At 30.0% G+C, this 23,149-nt stretch carries 15 protein-coding genes; 10 read left to right on the top strand and 5 right to left on the bottom strand.

Going from position 1 to position 23,149, the window contains the following annotated elements; all coding sequences use genetic code 11:
• Window positions 1–14 precede the first annotated feature (14 nt).
• From der to trxB, 7 genes are all read left to right on the top strand, one after another.
• Window positions 15–1,331, top strand: coding sequence for a ribosome biogenesis GTPase Der (gene der, locus bhYOR_RS02555; protein WP_025399829.1), 1,317 nt, complete (start codon window positions 15–17; stop codon window positions 1,329–1,331).
• Complete coding sequence (locus bhYOR_RS02560; RefSeq protein WP_025399830.1) at window positions 1,328–2,581, top strand: hypothetical protein; 1,254 nt, start codon at window positions 1,328–1,330, stop codon at window positions 2,579–2,581. Before der ends, bhYOR_RS02560 begins: the two co-directional genes overlap by 4 nt.
• A 5-nt stretch (window positions 2,582–2,586) precedes the next feature.
• Window positions 2,587–3,273, top strand: a complete 687-nt coding sequence (locus bhYOR_RS02565) for an HAD family hydrolase (protein ID WP_025399831.1) — start codon at window positions 2,587–2,589, stop codon at window positions 3,271–3,273.
• Between the two features lie 19 nt (window positions 3,274–3,292).
• A complete protein-coding gene (locus tag bhYOR_RS02570; protein WP_025434062.1) occupies window positions 3,293–9,982 on the top strand; it encodes a SpiroCoCo family coiled-coil protein in 6,690 nt (2,229 codons plus the stop codon).
• Between the two features lie 11 nt (window positions 9,983–9,993).
• Window positions 9,994–11,541 carry a phenylalanine--tRNA ligase subunit alpha gene (gene pheS, locus bhYOR_RS02575; protein WP_025434063.1) on the top strand — a complete coding sequence of 516 codons (1,548 nt, stop codon included), beginning with the start codon at window positions 9,994–9,996 and terminating at the stop codon, window positions 11,539–11,541.
• Window positions 11,534–13,228 carry a phenylalanine--tRNA ligase subunit beta gene (pheT, locus tag bhYOR_RS02580; RefSeq protein WP_025434064.1) on the top strand — a complete coding sequence of 565 codons (1,695 nt, stop codon included), beginning with the start codon at window positions 11,534–11,536 and terminating at the stop codon, window positions 13,226–13,228. The genes pheS and pheT overlap by 8 nt, the downstream gene beginning before the upstream one ends.
• A 101-nt stretch (window positions 13,229–13,329) precedes the next feature.
• Window positions 13,330–14,307 carry a thioredoxin-disulfide reductase gene (trxB, locus tag bhYOR_RS02585; RefSeq protein ID WP_247088182.1) on the top strand — a complete coding sequence of 326 codons (978 nt, stop codon included), beginning with the start codon at window positions 13,330–13,332 and terminating at the stop codon, window positions 14,305–14,307.
• 27 nt (window positions 14,308–14,334) lie between these two features.
• On the opposite strand, the gene rlmB is transcribed toward trxB, so the two are convergent.
• Genes rlmB through bhYOR_RS02605 form a run of 4 tightly spaced genes read right to left on the bottom strand, consistent with a single transcriptional unit; the run spans window position 14,335 to window position 18,656 of the window.
• Window positions 14,335–15,069, bottom strand: coding sequence for a 23S rRNA (guanosine(2251)-2'-O)-methyltransferase RlmB (gene rlmB / locus bhYOR_RS02590; protein ID WP_025399836.1), 735 nt, complete (start codon window positions 15,067–15,069; stop codon window positions 14,335–14,337).
• Window position 15,070: 1 nt separating this feature from the next.
• Window positions 15,071–16,174 (bottom strand): molecular chaperone DnaJ, encoded by a 1,104-nt coding sequence (gene dnaJ / locus bhYOR_RS02595; RefSeq protein WP_025434065.1) that lies wholly within the window; start codon window positions 16,172–16,174, stop codon window positions 15,071–15,073.
• Window positions 16,174–18,072, bottom strand: coding sequence for a molecular chaperone DnaK (gene dnaK / locus bhYOR_RS02600; protein ID WP_012422278.1), 1,899 nt, complete (start codon window positions 18,070–18,072; stop codon window positions 16,174–16,176). The genes dnaJ and dnaK overlap by 1 nt, the downstream gene beginning before the upstream one ends.
• Before the next feature lie 35 nt (window positions 18,073–18,107).
• Window positions 18,108–18,656: a nucleotide exchange factor GrpE gene (locus bhYOR_RS02605; RefSeq protein WP_025399838.1), complete on the bottom strand. Its 549-nt coding sequence runs from the start codon at window positions 18,654–18,656 to the stop codon at window positions 18,108–18,110.
• Between the two features lie 270 nt (window positions 18,657–18,926).
• Between bhYOR_RS02605 and bhYOR_RS02610 the strand changes: the two genes are divergently transcribed.
• The 3 genes from bhYOR_RS02610 to bhYOR_RS02620 are packed head-to-tail and all read left to right on the top strand — an operon-like array spanning window position 18,927 to window position 22,579.
• Window positions 18,927–19,409 carry a glutathione peroxidase gene (locus bhYOR_RS02610; protein WP_025399839.1) on the top strand — a complete coding sequence of 161 codons (483 nt, stop codon included), beginning with the start codon at window positions 18,927–18,929 and terminating at the stop codon, window positions 19,407–19,409.
• Between the two features lie 43 nt (window positions 19,410–19,452).
• Entirely contained in the window at window positions 19,453–21,003 is a 1,551-nt protein-coding gene (nadE, locus tag bhYOR_RS02615; protein ID WP_025399840.1) for an NAD(+) synthase, read from the top strand.
• Window positions 20,996–22,579, top strand: coding sequence for a SpoIIE family protein phosphatase (locus bhYOR_RS02620; RefSeq protein ID WP_025399841.1), 1,584 nt, complete (start codon window positions 20,996–20,998; stop codon window positions 22,577–22,579). The genes nadE and bhYOR_RS02620 overlap by 8 nt, the downstream gene beginning before the upstream one ends.
• A 72-nt stretch (window positions 22,580–22,651) precedes the next feature.
• On the opposite strand, the gene bhYOR_RS02625 is transcribed toward bhYOR_RS02620, so the two are convergent.
• A complete protein-coding gene (locus tag bhYOR_RS02625) occupies window positions 22,652–23,086 on the bottom strand; it encodes a hypothetical protein (protein ID WP_038446213.1) in 435 nt (144 codons plus the stop codon).
• Window positions 23,087–23,149 lie beyond the last annotated feature (63 nt).

Raw genomic sequence — 23,149 nt, forward strand, 5'->3', positions numbered from 1 at the left:
GAGGCAGGTTAGCTTTGATTAATTCTAAAGTTCAAAATTTTAAAAGTGTTCTTATTGCTGGCAGGCCAAATGTTGGAAAGTCTACTTTGTTTAATAAGCTTTTAAGCTCGAATAGAAGTATTACTGATGAGGTTTATGGGGTTACTAGGGATTTAGTAAAAGAGGTTTGCACAGTAGATTCTTATAAGTTTTATTTGATTGATGCTGGTGGATTTACCCTCTTAAGAGATGAACTTAGTAGGATTGTGGTTAATAAGGTTATAAGCTTGCTTGATAGCATTGATTTAATCTTACTTGTTTTAGATGTAAATGAAATGGTATCAGAAGATTATGAGCTTATTGAGAGGTTAAGAAAATATAGTGATAAGATAGTTTTGGTATTAAATAAAATAGATAGTAATCATAAGGAAGTTTTGACTTATGAATTTCAAAAGTTGGGCTTTAAGAAGAGCTTTTTAGTTAGTGCTACTCATGGAAAGGGAATTAATAACTTAAGACTTTTTTTAAAAAACTCAGTGGGCAAATTGGCAACTGATGATAATATTGATGTTAAAATTGGCATTATAGGAAAGCCAAATTCAGGCAAATCGACTCTTATTAATTTTTTAGCTGGAGATGAGGTTTCAATCGTGTCTCCGATGGCTGGAACTACAAGGGATTTTATTAAAGCAAGATTTCAAAGGAATGGTAAAACATTTGAGCTTATTGATACGGCTGGAATAAGGCGGAGAGCGAGAGTAAATGAACTTGTTGAACATTATTCTGTAAGTAGAGCTTTAAGAGTAATTGATATGGTAGATATTATCTTTTTGTTAGTTGATGTTAAGGAAGAATTGACGGCTCAAGATAAGAAAATTGCACATTATGCAACTAAGCGAGGTAAAGGGATTATTATTGTGTTTACCAAGTGGGATCTTGTAGATTCAAAGAGCGGTTATTTTGAGGCTTTAAAGAGTCGTGTTAAATTTTTTTTCCCAGTTTTAAGTTTTTCTCCTGTATTAAGGATATCTGTTCATAAAAAAGTAGGGGTAGATAATCTTTTTAAAGAAGCAATTAAATTAAAAAAACAACTTGAACTTAAAATGAATACTTCTGATTTGAATAAGATGTTAAGTTTATGGATTAAGGATTATCATTTGAATGCTTCACATAAAGTTAAATATATGACTCAGATTAGTGTTAATCCTGTTAAGTTTATTTTATTTGCGAATAAAATAACTAATTTTCCAAATTCTTATTATAATTATTTAGTAAATAATATTCGTAAAATTGGTTATTATAATGTTCCAATTTTAATAGAACTGAGAGAAAAGACAAGAGACTTAAAGTGAGATACATATTTTTATTTTTGATAGTTGGGAATCTAAATCTCTTTGCATTTGAGAATTCTTTCTATGATTTTAGTGTTAGAGCAAATTATGCAAAATACTTTAATTCAAGTAATACTTTTTTTAAGATAAAACCTCAAAAATATTATATTGAAGATAATTATTATGTTGAAGTATCAAATTCAGTATTGGGGGATTATGCTTACTATTCTTTTTTTAATCGAAAAAATGGTGTGTCTTACATTTTTCCAGGCTCTTATGTTATTAAAGTTGGAAGATATGGAATTGAACAGGTAAAAATATTTTTCCTTAATAGAGCAGATACTTTTATTAGAATAAAAGCAGGTGATGTTCATTCCAGTGCTGATTTTTATTTAATTAATACTTTAATCTATAAAGATATTAAATTGCCTTTTAAAATTAGTGATATTGCTACTGGTTCTTTTATAGAAATATCTAGATATATTAGTTCTTTTATTGATTTTGAGCTTTTTAATCCTAAATATCTTGAAGCTTATGATAATGTTTATAATATTGTTGATAGTCTTAGAACCTTTTTAAAGTCTTCTCCTTTAATGTTTGAAATGCATGATGGTGCAATGAATGAACTGGGTGAGATGGTATATATTAAGACGGGTGAGCCTCAAAGAGAACCTATAGGATTTAATTGTTCTGGATTTGGCAAATGGGTAGCAGATTCAATTTATAGGGCAATGACAGGAAAGCTTTTAAAAATAGAAGATCTTAAAGTTAAGCATATTGGAATTAGAGGTAATAGTTTTACGAAGTACTATGAATTTAGTAGGGATCCATTCTTTGGACTTGATTGGACTCGTAATATTGCCTATAAGCTTAAAAATATTCATGCTGCTTTGGATTTGTCTAGGGTTAAGGAATCGGATGTAAATAGTGTTGGTTTTCTTAAATATGTTGAAAATCGTGGATATGAGATTGATAATTTAGAGTTTATTTTGTATTATTTAGCTGTAAAGGAGCCTGGTCATATGTATTTTGGCTCTATTAATACGACAATTAAAGGATTTCCAGGAAAGGTTTTTCATAAACATGTTGTTGTGTTATTTCCATTTATTGATAGAGAATCTATTTTTAGAGTATCTTTAATGGAAATTAATGATGAAACTTCAATTAAATCACTTAGAGGTAGATATCCAAATTCATATATTCATTTAGTTAAGGTTAAAGTTCCAAAGAATGTATCTATAGTCTCAATACCAGGAAGGATAAATAATTAGATTTTATGATAAAAGCCGTAGTGTTTGATCTTGATGGGACTCTTTATCCTGAAATAGGTATTAATTTAGTAATGTTTCCTGAATTTTTAAAAAATATTAAATTTTTTTTAGCTTTTAAAAAGGTAAGAAAGGAAATAAGACTTTTACAAAGTGGGAGAAGCGTTCCTTCTAGTAGAGATGAGTTGATTTCTATGCAGGTTGAAATGCTTGCTAATTATCTGGGTTTTAATAAGAATCGGTGTGAATTTTTATTAAATAAAATATATTATAGTGAATCTTTTAGTAATAAATTTAGAAATCTCAAACCGTATTTTGGTGTTCGTGATTTGATTTATTCTCTTAAATCTAAGGGAATAAAATTAGGAGTGATGTCTGATTTTCCGATTGCAACTCGTGTTAGTAATTTGTTAAGAATTGAGGATAGTTTTTGGGATGTTCTTTATTCATCAGAGGATACCGGCTATTTAAAACCAAATAAGATAGCTTTTTTAAGGATTGTAGATGAACTGGGTATAGATAGTAATCATATTTTGTATGTTGGCAATTCTTATGAATATGATATTTTGGGTGCTAGTGGCGTGTGTATGAGAACAGCTTATCTTTCTAAGAGAAGATTTCTTGAAGGTATGAAGTGTGATTTTATTTTTAGTAATTATAAAGACTTGCAAAGATATATACTTTTAAATATATAGAGTGTGGGTAAAATATTTTATGATAGATTTTGTAACCATTTTGGTTAATCTTTTATTGGTTTTAGTGATTTTATTTATTTATAGGCAGTATGACAGACGTTCAAGGGCTTTAGATAAGATTAAAAAATTTATTGATATTGCTAAGGATAACCTTGAGGATTTTATTGATGAGAAGACAAAAGAGATAAGTAATCTTGCTGTTGATATGGAAGCGTATCAACGTTCTAGTATAGAGATCATAAAAAAAATAGATGAAGTTCAGCAAAAGATTAAAAATAAAAGTAGTGATTTTGCAGAAGTTGAAAAGAAAATTGCCTATCATGATTCTATGCTTAAAGATCTAGATGACATGGCTCTTAAAGTACAAGATAATATACAACGACTTCAAGTGGATGGGAAAATAGTAGATAAACTTTCAAAAACCTTAAAGAATTTTAATACTCAGATTGATTCTATTGATTCTAGATTAAATACAGTTTTTGAAAAATTCGATAAAGCAAATAAGGAAAATCTTGAGGCTATCAAGATTGAGAGTTGGGATAAGTTTGATAACACCATTAAAGACTTTAGTGTGAGAATGGATAACCTGGATAGAGATCTTATGTCTTATCAAGAATCTTTAGTAATGATTGAAGAGAAAAAGAGAGAAATTTTAGATAAGGGTAATGAAAAGCTTGAGAATGAGTTTAAGGAGTTTTTGTTTAAAATTGAATCTAGCATAGATAATTATGATAAATCAATGGAAGATTCTTTTAGTATATATGAAACTAAATATAAATCAATAGAAAATTCTCTTGATCTTATTGTAGAACAATCTAAGACTAAAATTAATGAGAAGGAAGATTTTATTTTAACTAGATTAAATGAAGAGCTACAGATAAAATTTGATGAAGTCTTTATGTATGTCGATGAGCGTTCTAATCAGATAAGAGATAAACTTGAAGGCAAATTGGTATTAATTGATAATGAAATTTCTTCTCTGGGTTCTGTTTTTAAAGATAATACCTATTCTAGGCTGAATTCTCTTGAAGAGACTATAAGACAAGAGATGAGGCAGTATGAAGAGCGATTTGCAGATATTTTGGAACAGTTTAGGGTTCAAGTTGAATCTAATGTTGGTGATATTTATAGAGAATATGATAGTAAGATAAATCAATTTGATAAGGGCATAAGAGAAAGGATAGAGAGTAGTTTAAAGGATGCTAATTCTAGGATAGAGAGTGTTCAAGGTGGTGTTAAGACGTTGCTTGATGATCTTGAAGATGATTCTAATAGGATATATGTTGAATTTAAGGAAAAAGTTAAAGGGGATATTGATAGTTTTAGTGAGAATGTATTTTCAAGGATGAATGATATTAGAAATGAATTGGAATTGAGACTTTCACATATCAGTACAGATGTTCAAGATGGGATTTCCAAGTTGGATGGTAACTTATATTCACAGCTTAAAGAAATGAATGAAAGGTTTGTTAATGATTATTCATGTTTAGATAATAGCGTGAATTCAAAGTATGAAACATTAAAAGAAGCTTTGAATTTGAAAAGTAGTGAATTAGAAACTCAACTAGAGAGCAAGTACAAGAATATTGCGGATAAGTTTGAGAGTGATATTGATAGTTTTGCTATTAAATGTGATGAAAAGTTTAGTAAAATCTCTGAAAAGTCAGATTATGATTATCAAAATTTTGAAATTACTAGTAAAAAGATAAAGGAAGGTATAGGGTCTTTAAATGAGTTATTAGTGCAAGACTTTGAAACTTTAAGAAGAGATTTCGAATCCAAGTTGAGTGGCATAAGCGCTGATATTAATGATGAAGTATCTAATTTAAAGAGTCATTATGGAGAGGATATAGGTAAATTTATTAGGGAAATGGAAGCTAACAAATTGCAATATGAACATTGGCAAAGGGAAGTAGGTCTAAATTTAGAGGATATTAAATTCCATTTAAATAAAACCAATGAAGAATTTTTAAATTTGATTGAGACTCAAAGGACTAAGGGAAAAGAACTTAGTGAGAATATTTTCAATGAACTCTCAGGACATATTCAAAAAAAAGCAATGGATATGCATACTAATTGGAAAGATGAGCTTATTGTTTTAAACAAATCTTTACTTGATATTAAGATTTCAAGTGAAGAATTACTCTTATCAGCTTCTTCAAAGATCGAGTCTTTTGAAAAAGATGTTAATGAGAGACTTGAATATGTCTCGTCAAAGACGGAAGATTTTGAAAGTTCAGTATTAGATAAGTATAAAGAATTAAGAGATATGTCATATAAGAACAGTGAAGAGACTTTATCAGGGATTAAGGAATTTATTGATGATCAAGCCGAAATAATTCACGACAAAATTATTATGATGCTTAATGGATTTAATAATGACTTTTCTAATAAAGAAGAGTTAATTAAAGGCAAGGTAGAAGAACTTGATTATAGACTTAAAGACTTCAAAGTTGAATGTGAAGATGTTTTAAGTAATCTTAGATCAGACCTTGATGGATTTATTGAGTCTAGGATGCAAAAAGTTTCTGAAATTAAAGTAGATAATCAAAGGCAGATAGATAATTTTTTAAATAGAATATCGGAAGACATTTTAAGTAAAAGAGATGTCCTTAATAGTGAAATAGATAATAAGCTTAATGATTGGCAAGGTAAGTTAAGTGAGATATCAGTTAATATTGAGAACGTATTATCGTCAGGACAGATTGATGTAAATGCAATTGATTCTGAGATGACTTTAAAGATTAAGGATCTTAAAACTACTTTTGAAGGGCTTGAGAGTTATTATCTTGAAAAAATAGATGAATTTAGAAATCAAGGGAATGTATATGCAGATGAGCTTTTGAAAAATATTATGAGTCATTTTGATGCAGATACTAAAGAGCTTGAGGAAAGTTTATCTAAGAAATTTGCTACAGTTTTAGAAAGGTCAGAAGAGTTTGTTAAGGAAATTGATAGTTTGCTTAAGGATAAAAGGACAGATATTTCTTCATTCCAGGCAAGTATTGATATTACCATTGATTCTCTTAATTCAAGATTTAATGATTTAAATAGAGAAATTAATGAAAAATATAGTAAAGTCATATCTGATTCTAGAGGATATTCAGAAACTCTTGCAAATAAATTAGAGAGTGAGATAGGATATGAGATTGAAAATGTAAATAGAAGGCTGACAGATAAAATAGATATTCTTAGCAGGAATATGGATGAAAATTTAGAAAAGTTTAAATTATCTTTTGATGTTTCGAAATATCAAGTTGAAAATTTTGAAATTAAAATTAAGAACATAATAGAACAAGAAGAGCTAAGAATTGGTGAATTGTTTAGAGAAATTGAGCATCAGTATAAAATTAGGCGAGAAGAGGCAATTGATTACAAGAAAACCATAGATAGGGATCTTCTTCATTTAAGAGAACAGTTTATAGGGGTGATTAATGAACTTAAGAATAATATTGAGGATAAATCTGAATTTTTAAATGAGCTTTATAAAGAGAGATTCAAGATTATTGAAAATAATTTTGAAGAGAGATATTCAACATTTTTTATTGAGAGCGAAGGGGCTATTTCAAAGATTAGAGATGAAATATATAAGGTGCTTACAGATAATGATGAGCACTTGAGAGCAAAAATTTCCGAGATGGATCGTAATTTTGGGATAATCGAGGAAAGGTCAAAAGAAATTTTAAAACTTGAGGAAGATTTAAGACAGAAAATACAAGAGGATAGTAATAACATCCATAATCAATTTGATGCTATTAAGTCTGAGATTTCAAAAGAAATGAAAGCCCAATTTGATATGTATATGACTAGAGCTATTTCTGCAATTGATGAAGAGATTGAAAAGTATGAACATGGGATTAATGATAAAATATCTGCTCTTAAGTCAATTGAAAATGATTTTGAGATGATAGAGAAAGGTTTAAAGGCTAAAATTAGCGGATATCATAATGAATTAGACAAAACTCTTGATTTGAAATATGCCGAGCTTGAAGGTAAGTATGATGAGAAGTATTTGCTTGTAGAGAAGAAGATAGACGATAAGACTAATTTGGTTGATGGACTTATTGAAAGTAAATATGCTGAACTTGAAGGTAAGTATGATGAGAAGTATTTACTTGTAGAGAAGAAGATAAACGATAAGACTAATTTGGTTGATGGACTTATTGAAAGTAAATATGCTGAACTTGAAGGTAAGTATGATGAGAAGTATTTACTTGTAGAGAAGAAGATAAACGATAAGACTAATTTGGTTGATGGACTTATTGAAAGTAAATATGCTGAGCTTGATAGCAAATATTCTGATATGCATCTTGATATGGAAAATAGATTAAATACATGTATTTCTGAGCTAACTGCAGAACTTTCTCATTCAGGTGAAAGGATGGATCGAGAGATTAATGAACAGTTGAAAAATCTTGGTAAACTTAAGTTAAGTTTGAGTAATGTTGAGGAAGATGTATTAAAGCTTAAAGCGGATTCTTATCACAATGTGTCATCTCATCTTAAACTTCTTGAAGAGGACTTTTTTAAAGATTTAAGAGAAAGAAGCGATACTTTAAAAAGTTCTTTGGAAAATTTTGTGGCATCCTCAGATCAAAGAATTGAGAATTTAGAGAGAGATATAATTAAGAGTTTGGAAGAAAAAGAAATCCTTATGAAGAATTTTAAGATTGAATTCGAACGGGAACTTTTGCTTAATAAAGAAAATTTTTACTTGGAATTTAATAAAGAGTTTGACATCAGAAAAAGAGATGCGGAGAGTAAGATAGTTTCAATGGAAACTAATGTTACCAATCGAATAGATGAGTTTATTCAACTTGTAGACAATCGTCAAAATAATGTTGACTCTTGGTTTTTAAAAGTTAAAGATGATATGACAAATTGGCAAGAGCACACTTATAAAGAATTTGAAGATAGAGCAGGTATTACAACGAAAAGTTTAAATGAAATTAAGAGTGATATTTTGGCTATTGAGAATGGCTTAGAAGTTATTAAAGATGGTGTTAATCAGAGAGCAAAAGAAATTTTTGGGCGTTTGCATGCAGATATTAAGGAATTTGAAAATAGATCTTACCTTAATTTGAAAAATATTTCAGATGAGGTTCAGGGTAGAGTTTTAAATATTGAAAATTTCATGGATTCTAAGATTAGTTCTATAAATGAGAAGATAAATTCACATATTGAAGAGCTTGCAACACAAGTGGAAATTAAGTTTTTAAGTCAGCAAAAAGATATTGAAGATAAAATCATTGAGGCTAATGAAAAATTAGAATATGAATTCAATTTAATGATTTCTAGGCTTGAGGAAGAAAAGCGAGATATTGTAAATAGGTTTTCAAATGACAAAGGTGATTTTGAATCTCAAGTAAAATTGATGCAAGATGAGGTTTTAAAGCTTTCTGATAAAGTGGATGAATATAGAGTTAATATTGAGAAAACAATTAGGGAAAATTATGATTCTTTTGCCAATTCTATAAGAGAGGAGTATGTTTCTTTTGAGAATGAACTTAAGAGTAGTTTAAGTTATTCAGAAGAAGAGATAAGAACTTTAAGGGATGGCTTGAATGTTCAAGTTAATAGCATAGAATCTGAGTTTAAGGACAAATATAATTTAATGATTGAAGGTATTGATGAGAATGTATCACAGCTTAAATTGAAGGTATTAAACTATGATAGTGATCTTAATCATTTTATAGATGAAGTTAAGGATAATCTAATTGTATACAAGGCTGATTTGAAAGAAGAACTTGATAGTCGTTATGCTGTTATTAGTTCTAAGCTTGAGAATTTCAAGAGACTTGAAGTTGAGTTAGAGAAAAATAATATACTGATTAAAGAAGTTTATTATTTCAAGGATAAATTAGAAGAATTACGTGAAACTTTAGCAAATGAAATAAATCTTGTTCAAGGATATAAAGGTGACTTTGAAGGTATTACTAGAGAAATTGGCGATATTAAAGCTAAATCATCAGATATTATTGAGATATTTGATGATTTAAAGATTCATCAAATGGATATTAAGGGAATTAAAAAAGATCTATCTCAATTTCTTGAATTTTACACTTCCTTTAAGGAGAGGTATAAGAAATTTACAGAATCTTATGATGAAATGCAGCTTTATAAAACTAAATTTAAGGAGATAAAAGAAGAACAAAATAATATTCTGGATAATTATGATAGGATTAGTAATAAAGATAGCTTATTAAAGTCTACATTAGAATCTGTTGATAAAAATTTTGATTTGATAAATGAAATAGAGAGTAGAATGCATGTATTATTTAAAGAGAGTTCTGGATTTCAGCAGAGTCTTGGTGAGCTTAAAGGCATTATGTCAGAGCTACTGGTAAATAAAGATTTATCACAAGAAGTACTAAATAATGCTCAAACTCTTAAAGAAATGCTAGGGGAAATTGATCGTAAATTGGAACATACTAGAAATATAAGGGAAAAAGTTGCAAAATCTGAAACTAGATTAGAAAATTTAAATATTGCTGCTGAAGAGAGAATTAAAACTCTTGGAATTCTTGTAAAAACAGAATCTAAATACAAAGATAATGTTGGTCTTAATAACGAAACAGTTAGAAATTCTGTCATTAAACTTATGAGACAAGGTTGGAGTGCCTTGGAAATCTCAAGAGCTACTAAATTATCTGTTGGAGAGGTTGAGCTTATTTTGGAACTTGGAATTATTAGTAAAAGTGATGATTAAAGGATAGTTTTGTGGAGAATGGATCTGAGGTAGTAAAGACATTACATCCCCTTGAGATAAAAGTGATTTTAAATTATAAAGAGGGAGATGAGATTTTTGCTTTAAGGCTTGCTTCTGACTTGCTTTATAATGAAGGGCAATCAAATAAAACAATTGAATGGCTTGTTTCTAAAGGTATTCTTAGAGAAACTTTTAGAAAGCTTAATGTGTTTTATCGTCTAACTGAGAAAGGTATTGATGCTTTAGATAATGGTTTAATTGAAGAGAAAATAATCAGTCTTGTATCTAGAAAGACAGTTTTAGTTACTAATTTGTCATCAGAGTTAGAAATTGATGCTAGAGATGCTGGTAAGGCATTTGGCAATTTATCTAAAGAGGGGGTTTTGTCTTTGGGATTGGGTAAGGAAATTATTGTAAAAGATTTAAATCGTGCTAGTTACAAGATAGTTAAAGAATTGCTTGTAAAAGCTAAAGATGGTGATCTCTTAGAAGATGATTTATCCCAAGATGAATTGTTAGTCATTTCTAATTATTCTAAGAAGAAAGGTGCTAGCGATGTGTTATTTAAAGTAATAGAGAAATTAGACTTAAAATTTGAATTTTCTAAGTTTGGATTAGAAGTAAAATCTGAACTTAGAGAGAGTAATTTAACAGGTGATGAGATTGTAAAGTTGACTCCTGAGCTTTTAAAAAATAAAGCTTATGAGAATAAAAATTTTAGAGCTTATAATATTCATGTTTCATCAAGTAAAACCTTTATTGGACGTGCAAATCCTTATTCAGAGTATATTTCTAAAGTTAAGGATAAACTTGTAAGTCTTGGTTTTGAAGAATTTGATGGTCCTTTAGTCGAGAGTGAGTTTTTTAATAATGATGCTCTTTTTATGCCTCAATTTCATCCTGCACGTGATGTGAGAGATGTTTATTATATTAAAGAACCAAGCTCACTCTTATCTTTGCCCGAGCCTTATTTTTCTAATGTTAAGGCTGTTCATGAAAATGGTTACAATACAGGTTCAAGAGGTTGGAGGTATGATTTTAGCGAGAGTATTTCAAAAAGATTAGTGCTTAGAACTCAAGGTACAGTGCTCTCAGCGAAGCAATTAATTAATGCAAAAAATCCTGGTAAATATTTCGGAATTGTTAGGTGTTTTAGATACGATCAAGTTGATGCTACTCATGGAGCTGATTTTTATCAAACAGAAGGGATTGTTATTGGAGATGTTAATATTAAAACCTTACTGGGTCTTCTTGAAATTTTTGCTAAAGAATTGGCTGGTGCTACTGAGGTTAAATATGTTCCTGCTTATTTTCCATTTACAGAGCCTTCAATTGAAGTGCATGTAAAGCATCCTGTGCTTGGTTGGTTTGAATTAGGCGGGAGTGGTATTTTCAGACCAGAGGTTACAAAACCTTTTGGAATTGATGTTCCCGTTATTGCTTGGGGTATTGGTATTGATAGAATGGCTTTAATGCATTTAGGTCTAAGTGATTTAAGGGAGCTTTTTACCCATGATATTGGTGATGTTGTATTAAGGCGGGGAAAAGTAAATGCCTAAAGTTGAAGTTTATAGAAGTATTTTATTAGGAAAGATAGGAAAAGATTTAACGGATTGTGAGCTTGTATCTATGCTTGAAATGGCTAAGGCTGAAATTTGTGAATTTTATACGGGTAATGACAAAATAAAAATTGAATTTAATGATACAAATAGACCCGATTTGTGGTCTTATACAGGACTTGCGCGTCAAATTAAGACATATCTTTTTGGTCAGTTACCTTCGTTTGAGTTTTTTTCAACAGCAGGTAATTTGCAAAAATTTTATGGTGAAATTTTGGTCAGTCCTGAAGCATTTAGTATTAGGCCTTTTATTTTTGGATTTTTAGCAAAAGGGATGATTTGTAATGAGCAAATGCTTGAAACTTTAATTCAGTTGCAAGAAAAGCTTTGTCATAATTATGGACAAAAGCGTAAAAGAGTGGCAATGGGAATGTATTCATCAGCTTCTATTGAGTTTCCGGTAAGTTATGTTACATGTAATTCTGATTATAGATTTATTCCTTTAGGTATGGACATTGAAATGTCTATTAAAGAGATCAATAAGAGACATCCTAAGGGAATAGAATATGCATCAATTCTTGAGAATTTTAATGAATATCCTTTATTGTTGGATTATAAGGATAAGGTGCTCTCTTATCCGCCGGTAATCAATTCTCATGATATTGGAGCTTTAAAGGTAGGTGATACCGATTTGTTTATTGAAGTTACGGGAACTAATTTAGAGGCTACTTTATTATCTTTATCAGTTGTTGCTTGTGATTTGCATGATATGGGATTTGAAATTTTACCAGTAAAGACTATTTTTCCTAAGGAGACTCCATTTGGGAAGGAAATCATTTGTCCTTATTATTTTCAAAATACTCTAGAGGTTAGTGTTGAGAGTGTTAATAGGATGTTTGGTAGCAATTTTACAGTAAATGATATGTGTCTTGATTTAAAAAAATTAGGGATATCAGCGTACTTTAAGGAGTTAGATAAGTTTTATATTATTCCTCCTGTTTATAGGAATGATTTTCTTCACGAAGTGGATGTTATTGAAGAAATAATGATAGGTAGGGGATTAGATAGTTTTAAACCAGAGCTTCCCAAAGATTTTACTTTGGGAAAACTAAGTCAGGTAGAAGAGTTTTCAAGAAAGATTAAAAATTTAATGATTGGAATGGGATTTCAGGAGATGATTTATAATTATCTAGGTTCTAGGACAGATTTTATTGAGAAGATGAATATTAAGAGTGATGAACTCTTAAGTGTTGCTAATCCAATGACAGAGGGTTATGAGTATGTTAGAGGCTCAATAGTGCCTGATTTACTTAAATCTGAGAGTATTAGTTCAAATTTTCCTTATCCGCATAAGATTTTTGAAATTGGCAAGGTAGCTTTAAAGGATTTAAGTAGTGTTGATGGTACTATGACTTATGATAATTTAGCTTTTCTGATGGCTGATAAGGAGTTTTCATTTAATGAGATTAATTCTTTAGTTTCATCTCTTTTTTATTATTTAAATATTGAATTTAAGTTAAGGGAATCAAGTCAAACTCTTTATATAAATGGTAGGGGAGCTGATATTTTAATCAATGATATCATTTTAGGTAGCTTTGGTGAGGTGTCGCCTTACATATTGAGCAATTTTGGAATTATGGTTCCATGTTGCGTTCTAGAGATTAATCTTAATAAGATTTTACATTAAAAGAAATACATAAAATTTTTTATTTGTGGCATTTGAATGAAGTTATATTTAAATATTTGATGTAGTGCATTTTATAAGTTAAATGGAGTTAATGGATATTTATGTTAAAGTTTGAAACACTGGATATAAAAAAGAGCAATAAAAGAATTGTAAGAACAGAGATGAATTCTGTTGAAGATGTGGTTATTGTTGGTTCAGGGCCCGCGGGGCTTACGGCTGGAATTTATACTGTTATGAGTGGGTATAAGACAGTTGTCTTAGAAGGTCCTGAGCCTGGGGGACAGCTTACAACGACTACGGAAGTGTATAATTATCCAGGATTTAAAAATGGTGTGAATGGAAGAGAATTGATGTTAAATATGAAAGAACAGGTAATCAATCTGGGTGCTACCACGTATCTTGAAACTGTAAGATTCATAGAAAAGAGAGATAATATTTTTTATCTCTTTACTGATAATTATATTTATAAAAGCAGAGTTGTTATTATTGCAGCAGGCTCGGTACCTAAGAAACTTAATACTCTTAAGAATTCAGATTTGTTTTGGAATAAAGGTATTTCTGTGTGTGCAATTTGTGATGGGCATCTTTTTAAAGGTAAAACCGCTGCAGTAATTGGTGGGGGTAATACAGCAATCTCAGAAGCTATTTATTTAAGCAAATTATTAAAAAAGGTATATGTTCTTGTAAGAAGAGATTGTTTGAAAGCTATTGCTATGCTAAGGAGAGATGTTGAAAAGTTGCCTAATGTTGAGATTTTATATAACTGTGAGGCTATAGAAGTTAATGGAGATAATGTTGTATCTGGGATTCAAATTATGAATAGTAAGGACAATTCTACTTTTAAGTTAAGTGTAGATGGAATATTTATAGCTATTGGTTATAAGCCAAATACGGATTTTTTAAAAGGGTTTTTGGAATTAGATGAAGATGGATATATATCTACTCAAGACCTTGTTAAGACTAGTGTTAAGGGAGTATTTTCGTGTGGTGATGTTAGTAACAAGCTTTATGCACAAGCTATTACGGCTGCTGCTGAAGGGTTTCTAGCTTCTGTTGAAGTGAGAAATTTTTTGGGATAATTGGTTGGCTTAATTATAAAAAATGTGTTAAAGCAAATTAAGTTGTCTTTTTATTTCAAATATTAAAATTCCTGTTGAAACTGATACATTCAATGAATCTATTTTGCCCTTAGTTGGGATTCTTACTAAAAAGTCAGAATTTTCTTTTATTAATTTATGTATTCCTTTGCCTTCATTCCCCATAATAAGTGCAATTTTAGTGTCATTTATTGGAGTGGTGTTTATTGCCTTTCCTTTGATATCACTGGCATATATCCAGAATCCATTTTTTTTTAAATGTTTTATTACGTTATTTATGTTTGGAACTACTAGTTTATTAACATATTGACTTGCACCAGAGCTAGTGCGCAAGATGGTTGCATTATCTTTTGCACTTCGTCTCTGGCTAGTAATTACAAGATCAATGTTAAATTGCTCTGATGTTCTAAGAATAGCTCCAAAATTTTGGGGATCTTCTATGCCATCAAGTATTAAGATAAATACATTATTTTGATGTTGAAATTCTTCTAAGAATTCTTCTAAGTTTTTATCTTGTTTTTTTGTATTGTTAGATTTTAAAGTTTTTAATTTTAATGCAAAACCCCTATGATCGTTGTTGCCAATTATCTTGGCAAGATCATTCACTTTTATTATTTGAATTTTATGTTCTTTAGCTAGTTTTTCAATATTTATACTTTTGGGACTTGTCTTTGAAATGTATAACATAAGCCCTTTATTATTTTTTATGCTTTCGATTATTGAATTGGCGTGCGTGATGTACATACTAAACTTTATTTAAAGTGATTTCATCAATATCTTTGATTTCTTTGCTTAAATCTTCCAGTAGACAAGTGGCATTGTGACTTAGATTTTTAGGAGTTCTGATCTTAATAATTAAAATAAGATTTCCAAATTTTTCTGTATGTAATATTGGCATGCCTTCATTCTTAATAATAATTTGTTCATCATTTTCTGTGCCCTGTGGAATCTTTATTGCAATCTTTTTTGCTGCTATTGTTTGTATTTTTATCTCTTTTCCAAGTGCAGCTTGAGTAAAGCTTATTGGAAGAGTTGCATATAGATCTTTTCCATTTCTTTTAAAGATTCTATGGGGTTTTATTGATACTTTTATGTAGAGATCTCCGTATTGTTGATTATTGGGATTTACGCTACCTTTTCCTCTTATTTTAATTTGTTGTGAGTCATCAATTCCTGCTGGAATCTTGAGTTCGATTGTTTCTTTATGTTTAAGACTTCCAGTTCCTTTGCATGATTTGCAAGGATTTGATATTATTTTTCCATTTCCATAACATTTCGGACATGTAGTTGTTACTCTGAAAAACCCCCCTCCTTGCATTACTCTGCCACTGCCATTACACATGTTGCATATTGAAGGACTAGTTCCTTTTTCAGATTTTTTTCCTAAGCAAGATTCACATAACATATTTCTTGCAATATTAATGTTATTGTTATAACCTAAATAGGCATCCTCAAGTGATATTTCGATTTGATATGTTATGTCTTGACCCTTTTCATGTTGTTTATTTTTATCTTGCCCACGTTTTCCAGTAAAAAATGAATCAAAGATATCTCCAAAATCTTCAAAAATATCTGAAAATCCACTAAATCCGCTAGAAAACCCACTAAATCCTGAGGTTCCCCCGCCTTCAAAAGCTGTGTGTCCAAATCGATCGTATTGAGCACGCTTGTTATCATCTCCTAAAACTTCATAAGCTTCTGTTGCTTCTTTAAAAATAGATTCAGCTTCTTTGTTATCTTTATTTTTGTCCGGATGATATTTGATTGCTATTTTTCTATATGCTTTTTTTATTTCATCTCTTGAGGCTCCTTTTGAGAGCCCCAAAATTTCATAATAATCTCTTTTCACTATTTCTTATCCTCATCAACAACTTCGTAATCAGCTTCTTTGCTTTCACTACCTGCATTGTTTTGAGCATTATCTTGATTTGATGAGCTGGCTTGAGCGTCTTTGTACATCATTTCAGCTATTTTATAAGAAGCTTGTTGAAGTTCTTCTGTTTTTGATTTAATTGAAGATACATCCGATCCTTCTAGTGCGTCTTTAAGTTCTTTTATTTTATTTTCAATAGCTTCCTTGTCTTCACTTGTTATTTTATCTCCATATTCTTTTAGAGATTTTTCTGTTTGGTAAATTAAGGAATTAGCTATGTTTTTTGTTTCTATGCTTTCTTTTAGTTTTTTATCTTCCTCAGCGTGAGCTTCAGCATCTCTAACCATTCTTTCAATTTCTTCCTCAGATAGTCCTGATGATGACTCAATTCGAATTTTTTGTTCTTTTCCAGTTCCCATATCTTTAGCAGAAACATGAACTATTCCATTAGCATCAATGTCAAAACTAACTTCTATTTGTGGGACTCCTCTTGGTGCTGCTGGTATTCCGTCAAGAATGAAATTACCTAGTACTCTGTTTTGTGATGCCATCTCACGTTCACCTTGCAAAACTTTAATGTCTACGGAAGTTTGGTTATCTGCTGCTGTTGAGAATACTTGACTCTTCTTGGTAGGAATTGTAGTGTTTCTTTCAATTAGTTTTGTCATAACTCCACCAAGTGTTTCAATACCTAATGAGAGGGGTGTAACATCAAGGAGTACCATATCTTTAGTCTCTCCTGTCAAGATTCCACCTTGAATTGCAGCTCCTATTGCAACAGCTTCATCAGGGTTTACACCCTTATTTGGCTCTTGAGCGAATATTTCTTTTACGATTTTTTGAATAGCTGGTATTCTTGTAGAGCCCCCAACAAGTATTACTTCATTAATGTCAGAAGCTTTAAGTCCAGCGTCTTTAATAGCATTAAGACATGGTTCTTTTGTTTTTTGAACTAAATGATCTACCATTTGTTCAAATTTTGCTCTTGTTAGAGTATATTGTAGGTGTTTAGGTCCATTTGCATCGGCTGTGATGAATGGAAGGTTTATTGATGCTTCTTGAGCACTTGAGAGTTCTATTTTTGCCTTTTCTGCTGCTTCTTTAAGTCTTTGAAGTGCCATTTTGTCGTTTGATAGGTCAATAGCACTATCTTTTTTAAATTCAGTAATTAAATGTTTGATGATTTCATCATCAAAGTTATCTCCTCCAAGATGGGTATCCCCATTTGTTGATTTAACTTCAAAAACACCGTCCCCAAGTTCAAGTATTGAGATATCGAATGTTCCCCCACCAAGATCGTAAACAGCAACTATTTCTTCATTTTTTTTCTCAATCCCATAAGCAAGAGCTGCAGCTGTTGGTTCATTAACAATTCTCTTAACATCAAGCCCTGCAATCTTTCCGGCATCTTTTGTTGCTTGTCTTTGTGCATCATTGAAATAAGCTGGAACAGTGATTACAGCTTCAGTAACTGTTTCTCCTAAATATGCCTCAGCTGTTTCTTTCATTTTGGTAAGAGTTGCAGCTGATATTTCTGGTGGTGACATTTGTTTTTTTATATTGGAAATGTTTACACGAGCATCTCCATTTTGTCCCTTTTCTACTTTATAAGGAACCATTTTAATTTCACTCGCAACTTCCTCAAATCTTCTCCCCATAAATCTTTTGATTGAATATATGGTATTCTCAGGATTTGTAACCATTTGATTTTTTGCTACTTGTCCTACAAGTCTCTCGCCCTTGTTTGTGTAAGCTACAATTGATGGAGTAGTTCTTCCTCCTTCTGAATTTTGTATTACAACAGGTTTTCCATGTTCCATTATTGCTACACATGAATTTGTTGTGCCAAGGTCAATTCCTATTATCTTTCCCATATAAAGCCTCCTTTTATTATTTTTTGTCTTTAATATTAATCTTTGCTTTGTGCAACTTTAACTTTTGCAGTTCTTAATACTCGATTATTGTAGCAGTATCCTTTTTGGTATACTTCCACGATTTCAGGAGTTTTAACCCCTTCTTTTTCTTCTATGCTTATTGCTTCATGTTGACTTGGATCAAAGTCTTCTCCCGGTTTGCCAAACTTTTTTAAATTATACTTTTTGTCAAAGCTTGAGAGCACTTCACTTTCAATCATACTAATTCCTGATAATAGAGTATCGAAATCCTTTGATTGTTTTGATGAATCTATTGCTCTTTCTAAATTATCAAGAAAGTTAATTATATCTTTCATTATGTTTTCATTTGCGAATTTAATAAAATTTTCTTTATCTTTTTCAAGTCTTTTTCTAAAATTTTCAAATTCTGCTTGTTTCCTTAAATATAAATCTTTTAGATTTGAAATTTCATTTTCCAGTTCAGCAACTTTTTCCCCCATGCTAGGACTGTCTTCATTTGGTAGTGTTTCATTTTCTTGTTCTTTAATTTTTTCAAATTCTTCACATCTTTCCTTTTCTTCCACTTTGGCCTCCTTTTATAAAGCATTTTATCTTTAAAGAAAATATTTTACAAATTTTTTCTTTAAAGAGTTTTCTATTAATTTGATTCATTTTAATTATCTTTGAAAGAGTCGATTTTGACTATTAAGTCATAATAGTATAATATTGACACATATTTCAAGCTTAATAAATTCTTATGTGTACTTTTTTGTCAAAATAAAAAAATACATTGGTTATTTTTGTTATTTAAAATTATGTCTAAAAATTTGCTTGAATATATTTAAGGGGTTTTTATGATTGTGTATGGTTTTAGAGCAAGGCTTGCATCAGGGCCTGAAATTTCTCTTTCAGATTATATTCGAAAAGTATTGCTTATAGTTAATGTGGCAAGTGATTGTAGTTATACAAATCAATATCAGGATTTGGAAGTGCTTTACAAAATATATAAGCGGCGGGGGTTTTTAATATTGGGATTTCCTTGTAATCAGTTTGGATTTCAGGAGCCTGGATCAAATAATGAGATTTTAAAATTTTGTCGGACAGTTTATAATGTTTCATTTCCTATTTTTTCTAAAATTGATGTTAATGGCGAGAATGCACATCCTTTATATAGATATCTAAGAGAAAAGTCCCCAGAGGAATTTAAAGGAGATATTCGTTGGAATTTTACTAAATTTTTAATAAACCGAGAAGGTAATGTGGTAGGTAGGTATACTCCTAAGATAGCTCCAATTAAAATGAAATATGATATTGAGAAATGGTTAAGTGTGATTTAGGATTTTCTTGTAATTTTGTCTGTTATTGCTTATTATTTACTTTGTGAAAATATGTATAGTGCAGACAAAATGTAGACTTTTTAAGTTTAAACAGATTCTGAGTGAGTTTAAGGAAAATTATGAGTATGCTATTCAAAATAAAGTTGATATTTTAGTTTTTCCTTTTATTTTTATTGGGGGCATTGAGTACAAGAATTTATTTAATAGGGCAGAATATTTGGGAAAAATTCTTGATTGCCTTGATTTTATAAAAGAGCAAGTTGATGATAGACTTTGTGTTGTATTTGGACATTATAGTTTTTATGAGGGTAAATTATTAGATTGCATATCTGTAGTAAGTGATCATCGGTTTGTCTTGACAGCTAGGGAAGTCAATGTGCCGGTCTTATTTGATTATAAGGGTCAAAGTATTGCCGTATTAAATCTGGGGGATGAGCTTTTATTTCAGGGATTTGATGAAAAATTTAGTGCGTTTTTTAGTAACATTGATTATCTCTTAATTCCATCAAAGTCTTATTTTACTGGAGATAAGAATAATTTAAGACTTGAATTTTTCAAAAAAATAGCTATTAAAAATAATTTGGAAGTTGCTTATGCCAATTTATATGGGACTTATGATTCTGTTGTATTTGATGGTTTGAGTTTTTTTATTAATAAATACGGTAAAATAAAACAGGCTAGAGAATTTAAAGACGATATTTTATTTGATGAAGGATTTCATGATTTAGAGCTTGACTGTGAGTCTAAAATTTTTGATAGACTTATTGAAGCATTGATAAGTAGTTTAAGAGAATATGTGTTTTTATCTGGGTTTGATAAAGTTCATTTGGGTATTTCTGGAGGCATTGATTCTGCTCTTGTTGCTTATATTGCATGTGTTGCTTTAGGGGCTCATAGAGTTGTTGGTATTTCTATGCCTAGTAGGTTTTCATCAAAAGGATCTGTTTTTGATGCGAAAGAACTTGCTAGAGAATTGGGATTTAAGTTAATTGATATGCCTATTGAGAGCATGTTTCAATCTGCTTTAGAGTTTTTTAATGGGTATTTTGATACAAAGGGAGTTACTGAGGAAAATCTTCAAGCTAGACTTAGGGGGATTTTTTTAATGTCTTATAGTAATGCAAATAAGTCTTTGCTTCTAAATACTGGAAATAAAAGTGAAATTGCTGTTGGTTATTGCACTCTTTATGGTGATTCTTGTGGTGGAATTGCTTTAATTGGCGATTTATTTAAGCGAGATGTTTATAGTCTTGCAAAATATATTAATTTAAAAGAAGGAAGATCAGTTATTCCTGTTAATGTTATTGTAAAAGAGCCTTCTGCTGAGCTTAGACCTGGTCAAAAAGACAGTGATTTTCTTCCTAGATATGAAATTCTTGATGAGATATTAAGTCAGTATTTACTTAAAAATGAGCCCTTGGAGTTGCTTTATGAATCTTTTGGAAAAGAGGTGGTTACAAAGGTGTTAGATCTTTATTCTAAGAGTGAGTATAAAAGAAGGAAAGGTCCTATGATAGTTAAAGTTTCTAGAAAAGCTTTTGGTAATGATATTTTGCTTCCTATTTCAAGAGTTGCGTTAACTGAGGATGAATAGTAATAATGTTATTAGCATATTAAATGAGTTTAGTTTAAAACTAGAAGAGATTTTCTTACTTATCAATACTGATTCTTCTGAACTTTACAAAGAGACTCCTAGATATTTTTATAATGATATTACAAATTATCTTGAATTAACTTTAGAGATCTCTAATAAATTCCAGGGAGAATTTGAAGACCCACAAGACTTAAATTTAGGCAAATTTTTGATTAGAAGCATGAAATGCGATTTACTTTCTTATTTATATTTATCTTTAGAATTAATAGATAATGCTATGCATTATAGTGAGATTAAAGATGCTGGTATTGCCTTTTTTAAGGCCATTGCTTTTAAGATCTCATCGATAATATCTTATATAGAGATTGAGCTTGAGAATGTAGTTCTCTCTTCTGCTCTTGCAAGTAGACAGGCTTTAAATAAAGATGGACATAAGATATTGATTTTCTCCTGTGATAGTATTTATAGTAAAAGGCTTAAAGACTATTTGATTTTAAAAGACTATGCTGTTTTATCTACAGATACTGTTGACTTATTTAATCAGTTACTTTGTAATGATTTTTATGATTTAATTATTCTTGATTTAAGTTCGGATAAAGATATACAGTTGATTTTAAACTTGCTTAAGAATGTTAAAAATAATAGTTTTTATGAAATGATTCCTGTTATTATTGTTTCTCAGATAAATAGGAAAGATATTATTCAGATTTTTATTGAAGAGCAAGTAGATGATTATTTTTTAAGAAATCTAGATTTCTTAGTATTAGATATTAGGATAAGTAATTTTCTTGAAAAGAAAAAGGTTATAGAACAGGGACAAAAATATTTAGATCTTATACTTCATAATAGAGAGTATTTTGAGAGTGAGCTAATTGAAGCTGGGAATTATATTGAAACTTTATTGCCCATGAAGATGCAAAATGAATTTTTTAGTTCTAATTGGATTTTTGTTCCATCAAAACGCATTGGCGGTGATTTTTTTAATTATTATTTTGTTAATGATGATAATTTAATAATCTATTTGATAGATATTTCAGGTCATGGAGTAGGTTCTGCACTTTTATCCCTTAGCGTTTCAAGTGTTATTAATTCTTATATTATGAATAATAATGATATTAGTCCTTCTAAGGTATTAAAATATGTTAACAGTTATTTTGTTAAATTTAAAAGTGATATGTTGATTACATTGTGGTATGGTGTTTTAAATGTAAAAACAAGGCATCTAAGGTTTGCATCAGCAGGAGCACCGCCTGCTGTTGTTTTAAGTGCTGAGAGTAATATTTATCTTCAGACAAGAGGGGCGATTCTTGGGATTGAAGAGATGTATTCTTGTGAGGAAAATGAATATTTATTGAGTAAGTTCGCGCATCTCTTGCTCTTTAGTGATGGTGTTTATGAGGTTGAAAATAAGCAAGATATAATAATGTCTATTGATGATTTTTATAAGATATTGAAAAAAAATTCATATGATTTGGATGATTTTGTTTTAGTACGTCTTTATGAAAAGATGTTGAATTTATCAAAATATAATGCCTTTAGGGATGATTTTTCTATTTTGGAGTTTATTCTTAATTAATTGGTAAGCTAGATTAGGGGTTTAATTGATATTAGTTATTCCAGTAAGTGGGGATTATTTGTTTTTATTTTTTTATTTCTTTACATTTTTTTTAGATGTTTTTTTGTCTTGTGTTATGCTTGAGTTATTAATAGATTTTAATAGTTTGTTTAGTGTCCAAGTTGAAAACTTGATATAAAGTTTTTTTATAGGATTTTTTGTGTTTTTAAGTAGTACTCTTAGAGATTCTATGTTCATTATAGTTATTATTTCTTGTAAAGTTTTTGGCAAGTTGTTAAAAATCTTAGAACCAACTTTATGTCCTTCCATGATGAAGTTTTGAAGCATTACTTGATCTTTCTTTTGTAATCTTCTTATATATAATTTCAGTATTCTCTCTTGTGAATTCATTATTTCTGCATTTATTTGTTCTTGTTTTTTTGATATTTTTTTTGATTCAATAATGGGTTTTTTAGGAAGAGATTTATATGGATTTGTTCCTGGGATATAGTTTTTTGGAATCTTCATTTATTTTTTTGCTCCTATTTGTATGATTATACGTACTTTTATTAAGTTTATTAAGTTTTTTGC

It is taken from the genome of Borrelia nietonii YOR, from assembly GCF_023035795.1.
Lineage (GTDB): Bacteria > Spirochaetota > Spirochaetia > Borreliales > Borreliaceae > Borrelia > Borrelia hermsii.